Raw genomic sequence first — 2,028 nt, forward strand, 5'->3', positions numbered from 1 at the left:
ACGGTGTAGAGACCCCAGCAGAACGCGCTGCCGACGATCCACAATTCGCCGGGATTGAACCGGAGCTGAAGCAGCGCCGTCAGGTTGCCGTGCGCGACGATGACCATCATCCCGGCAAGCGCCGCCAGCGCGCCGAGCGACTTCCAGAGCCCGAGCGGCTCGCCAAGCACAAAACGGGCGAGCACCATCGTCATGACCGGCGACAGCGCCATGATGATGCCGGCCGTTGTGGCGTCGGTGTCGTTGAGGCCGTGGTAGATCATGCCCTGGCAAAGCGTCAGGCCGATCGCGCCGACGACGACGATCTCCACCGCGCGGGTTTTGAGCAGCGTGATCATCGCGCCGTGATGGCGGTGCACGATCGGCAGCAGGATGGCTGAGGCGAGCGCAAGCCGCCAGAAGCAGAGGCCCCAGGGCGGCATTTCCGGCGCCACCCATTTGGCCGCGATGTAGACGCCGGCCGAAAGCAGCCAGCACAGCACGGCGGCCGGATAGCCGGTCAAGGACGATAGAGTCGGGGAGGATCCGGTCGAGGAGGATATCGTCCCGACGGCGGGCTGATCTCCTGGATGGGATATCGGTATTGCCAGCATGCCATGTCTCCCGTTGAAGAAACGTCAGCCAAAGCCGGCAATATATCACTGCCTTTGAATGTTACATCTCACAAGAATAGTCATGCGTAGGAGGCGCAATCTTTCCAGGCCCGAGCCGCCGGTAATGTCGCGCCCAGCCTGCCGGCAATGCGCGCCCAGCCCGATCACGATGCTCGCTTATCTCAGCCGCAAGTTCTGAGCCGGGCGACCAACGACGATAACCCTGTTTCTCGCTGCCTCGTCCAAGCCCGCGCCTTGTGGAAGCAAGCGATCTGTGGTTTCTCCGCGATGCTTTAGGAAAGGCTTGTGGATGAGAATTGCAGTGCTTGTCGTGCTGGCGGCGACTTTGGCCGGGTGTGTGACCTCTCCGGTCGACTATGAAACGTCGCTTTCGCAGCAGGACCCGAAATGGGCGTCGCCGGAATGCCAGAAAGCCCGCATGGATGCCTCGAACTACGCCGCTCGCGAAAAGGAGCACCCCGGCTGGGGCTTCGGCGTCCTGCTTGGCCCGTACAGCATGGGGCTGGTGGCGGCCATCAAGGAGCACGAGCAGAAGCAGCGAAAGCTGTTCGCCCGCGAGGTGCACTTGAACTGCTCGAGCCTGCCGCTGCCGAAGGACCTGGAGAGCGATTCCCGGGACGCGATCGCAGTTCAGACAAAATATCCCTAGACTGCACTGGGCCCCGATACGCGACGACAAGCACGGCTTGCGTATCAGACGATCCTCACGCGATTATTCCAGCGCACAATGCCGGGATCGCGATCGACAGGCTCGATCCGGTGCCGGCTTCAAGGGGGTTCGATGCGGCGTGTACCGATCGTCATGCGGCCGCTTGGCGGCATGGGAAACAGGATGTTCCAGTACATGTTCAGCCATGTGCTGGCCGGGCGCATTCCCGGCGGCTATGTCTGCAACGCCGATCTGCCGGAATGGTCCATCGCCAAGCTGCGGCCGCCTCTTGTGTGGAGATACCGGGCGCTTCGGGTAGAAGGCTATCATCGCTACGATCTCGACACGATCGCTGCCGCGTTCCGTGAGAAACGCGCGCGGAGCATCCTGTTCAAGGGCTTCGCACAGAGGTTGGGCTATTACGATCGAATGGAGGTTTCCGGGTTTTTCGACGGGCGTGCAGTCGATGCGCCGACCTATGGCGACGAATTCCTCGTCATCCATGTGCGGGCCGGCGATATACTCGACGGCTCCCACCGCAACTACTGCCCGATGCCGTTCGCCTTCTTCGAGACCCTTAGCCGGGACAGTGGCCGCAAGCCGGTCTTCGTCGGCCAGGTCCATGACGACAATGATTATTGCCGGCGCCTGCGCCAGCGCTTTCCCGATGCCGCCTTCGCGCCGAAGGCATCGCCGTTGACTGATTTCGAGACGCTGCGCCGGGCAAGCCATGTCGTCGCGTCGGTAGGCAGCTTTGCCTGGCTG

At 62.5% G+C, this 2,028-nt stretch carries 3 protein-coding genes; 2 read left to right on the plus strand and 1 reads right to left on the minus strand.

What is annotated here, in order from left to right; all coding sequences use genetic code 11:
• Positions 1-593, minus strand: a 593-nt coding sequence (locus EN781_RS31375) for a DMT family transporter (RefSeq protein WP_189347956.1), incomplete at its 3' end; no start/stop codon positions are given.
• Between the two features lie 310 nt (positions 594-903).
• On the opposite strand from EN781_RS31375, the gene EN781_RS31380 reads away from it, so the two are divergent.
• Positions 904-1,263: a hypothetical protein gene (locus tag EN781_RS31380; RefSeq protein ID WP_126056094.1), complete on the plus strand. Its 360-nt coding sequence runs from the start codon at positions 904-906 to the stop codon at positions 1,261-1,263.
• A gap of 132 nt (positions 1,264-1,395) precedes the next feature.
• Positions 1,396-2,028 (plus strand): hypothetical protein (locus EN781_RS31385; protein ID WP_145965742.1); only part of this gene is annotated, 633 nt, incomplete at its 3' end.

The organism is Mesorhizobium sp. M4A.F.Ca.ET.090.04.2.1, from assembly GCF_003999085.1.
Classification (GTDB): Bacteria; Pseudomonadota; Alphaproteobacteria; order Rhizobiales; family Rhizobiaceae; genus Mesorhizobium.